A 3,336-nucleotide genomic window follows, 5' to 3' on the forward strand; every position below is an offset into this window, starting at 1 on the left:
TCGGGCGGGAGCCATCTTCCTAGAAATCAATGTCTCGGAGAAAGCGGGCAGGTCACACGGTTGCCCACCTAGAGACGCTGCTTGGCAGCGCGGGGAGTCCCGCTGTTCTCAAAGTTGAAGCTTACGGAGCGAGAGAGCGGCAGGAGCTTCAGGCAAATGTGTTCGCCCGCGAACTCTTGTTGCCGCGAGCCGTCGCTCGTCAACTTGCATCGGCCGGAAGGGGGCCTGCGGAGATCGCCCTAGAACTGGGCATCCCGTTAGAGTTCGTTCGACAGCAGATGCTAGACGGCCTGCTCCTTCCCGAAGCCCCCGAGACAACGAGTGCCCTGAGTGCGCCGAGTCCTGACCAGCTCGCCGCAGCCAGCGCCGAGGAACGCGCCGCGAACGTGGTCGCGGGGCCGGGTACAGGTAAAACCACGACGCTCATCCATCGGGTCAAGTACCTGGTGGAAGAGAAGCATGTGCATCCGAGCCAGATTCTGGCCCTCACATTCACGAACAAGGCGGCGCTGGAACTGGTCGAGCGACTGCGCAGTGCCGGAATTCCCAACGCTTCGGACATATGGGCGGGCACCTTCCACTCCTTCGGGCTGGAGTTCCTTCGGAAGTATCACCAGCATTTCCAACTCGACTCTGACCTGCATGTCTCGGATCTGATGGGCTCGATGACCAATCTGGTCAAGGCACTACCTCGCGTCGACCTTCAGCACTTTCTACGTGTCGAAGACCCGTATGAATGGCTTGGGCCTGTCGTTGACGGCATTACAAGGCTCAAGGAGGAACTGGTCTCCCCCGCAGCCTATCGGAGCTTCGTCGAGAGCGATGAAGTCGAAGACGCCGAGCTTCTGCAAAAGAGGCTCGATGTGGCCAAGCTTTTCGAGTTGCATGAGACGCTGCTCAAGGAGCGCCGCACCGTCGACTTCGTTGACCTCATCTCGAAGCCAGCGATTGCCCTCAAAGATGACAGGAAACCTTTTGTTGAGTTGGTCGACCGCTTCCAGCACGTTCTGGTCGATGAGTACCAGGACGTCACACAGGCCATGGTCGAGATGCTTCGCCAGCTGGCGTACAAGAAGCATATCTGGGTGGTCGGCGACGTTCGGCAAGCAATTCACCATTGGCGCGGCGCTTCGCTAAAAAGCCTCCAGAAGTTCGATGTCGAGTTCAAGGCGCACGCAGCTGGAACTTCAATCCAACGGTATCCCCTGACGTTCAATCGTAGGAGTTCGCAGGAGGTCGTCGACCTCACGCAGCATGTTGGACGTGACCACGCTCTCGAGAGCTCGCTGAGGCTCGATGAGGTCATCGCCACTAAGGGCGTATCCGGCTCAAAGCCGGTGGTTGTCAATTGCCGAGATGGCGATGCTCTGCTCGGCGCGATTGCCGAAGTCATTCGCGAACTGCAGGCCGGCGGGGTACCTTTCGGACGCCAAGCAGTGCTTTGCCGCAAGTCGAGCGACGTAGAACGGTCCGCCGAGCTATTGGAGCAGGCAGGGCTTCCCATCATTTACGTCGGTGACCTGACCGCACGGACCGAGGTCAAGCGCATCCTCTGTCTCGTCCAGCTCTTGGTCGAGCGTAGACCAAAGGCGTTAGTCGGACTGGCAGGGATTCCATCTCTCAACATGCCGTTGGTAGACGTAGACGTGCTGCTGAAGGCCGCAGAGAGCGATGTGGCCTTCCAGAGAGGTCGTTGGATTCATGCGCCGCCGCCGGGGCTTAGTCCTCGCGGACTGGCGGTGACGGCATCCATCCATGAGCTCATCGGGCGTTTCCAGCACGGCTCGAATCCATGGGCCTTCATCTGCCATCTATTGCTGGATAAGCGCTTCGGCCTCCCACCTGCCGCTGACAACAGCGTGCGAGCTTGGGTGAGCCGTGTTGCGCTCTGGCAGTTCGCCTATAGCGTGCGGAACGGCGATGGCGAGATGAAAGAGGCGAGGCTGTCTCGGTACTTGCTGCGACAACGGCTGCGGCAGCGAATCGGCGATGGCCAAGGTCAGCGTGAGCTTCCGCCGGAGGCTGCTGTGCTCGACGGCGTACGCGTGATGACCGTTCATGGCAGCAAGGGGCTGGAGTTCGAGGCTGTGCACGTCGGCTACGTGAGCGCCGACAGCTACGGAAGCCGAGAACCCAGTTGGCGGCCTGATGGAATACTCGACATCGTGCCGCCTGAAGCACTCGGCAGTACGACGGAAGAATACAAGTTTGAGGAATCGGTAGAGCGGAACAACCTGCTTTATGTGGCTGTCTCAAGAGCGAAGCATCACTTGTACCTCTATCAGGATACCAAGTTCAAGAACTCGACCGCTCCCCAATTGGAGCACTACCCCAGGAAGTACCTTTCAAGGCAGTACAGCGGACCTTCGCTGACTGCGGTGAAGTCCTCTTCGGAAGCCGCGTTTTCTGCACCTAAGGTGATGCCTTTCGAAGACTTCTACAGCTACGCAATGTGCTCGTTGCGCTACTGGTATAGCCACGTCCTGGAGATGCAGAGCGAATCCGATATTGACGTTTCGCTACGTGCTCGATGGGCGGTGATGGACGCGCTCAAGGCATTCTCAAGCGGCTCGTCGGGCTCGGCAAAACTCGCGCTTGGTGTTGCCTGGACCATCCGCAAGTTGCCTAGCGCCGTAGAAGACCCCTCGCTGTGGGCTGACTCACTCTATGCCCTCGAACGGGGCGAAGGTCAGGTGCAGGCCTTGAAGGAACGTGGTGGAAGGTTCGAACAGACCACTGCGAACATTGCTGGATTAACGCTGCAGATGCCATGGGGTTTTCGAATCGATGGAACCTACGGCGGGACCGAGTATGCAATCCTGCGCTTCTCTCGCCGTGGGATCAGCGACTACAAGACGATCATGAACCCGGTGCTGCGCGGGTTAGGTTTGCCCGGGCCTACCTCGATGTCGCTGCACCATGTGCTGTCCGAGAAGACCGACAAGGTCGACGGCTCGAAGGCCATAGAAATGACGAAGGCCTACAAAGCCGCTGGGCGTTTCGCTGCCGGCGACAACACGCCCACCGTCGGTCGTCACTGCGGTCGCTGTGACTTCTCGACCATCTGCCCTTCAGCCCCACGGTAGCCGTTGGCATATCCGATGGCGGACGAGCCGAGGCAGTCCACGAGTGACTACGCTAGTGGTGTCGGCTCTTGAGATCCAAAAGGGCTTCTCCGAAGGCATCCACGGTCCGCTCTTTCTCGCACCAGTCATTCATGCGCAGACGGGTGACCGGCTGCATTCAGTCTGAACCGGCCGTCGACGAAAGGCGGCTACGCAGGGCGGATTCAACCGGTCGATGCAACGCATTCGCTGAACATTTCAGCAGGTGTAT

Annotated in this window: 1 protein-coding gene; it reads left to right on the forward strand. The window is 59.2% G+C overall.

Going from position 1 to position 3,336, the window contains the following annotated elements:
* Positions 1 to 158: 158 nt before the first annotated feature.
* Positions 159 to 3,086, forward strand: coding sequence for an ATP-dependent DNA helicase (locus QRN67_RS32195; RefSeq protein ID WP_350226992.1), 2,928 nt, complete (start codon positions 159 to 161; stop codon positions 3,084 to 3,086).
* Positions 3,087 to 3,336 lie beyond the last annotated feature (250 nt).

Source organism: Variovorax sp. efr-133-TYG-130 (assembly GCF_030208835.1).
Lineage (GTDB): Bacteria > Pseudomonadota > Gammaproteobacteria > Burkholderiales > Burkholderiaceae_C > Variovorax.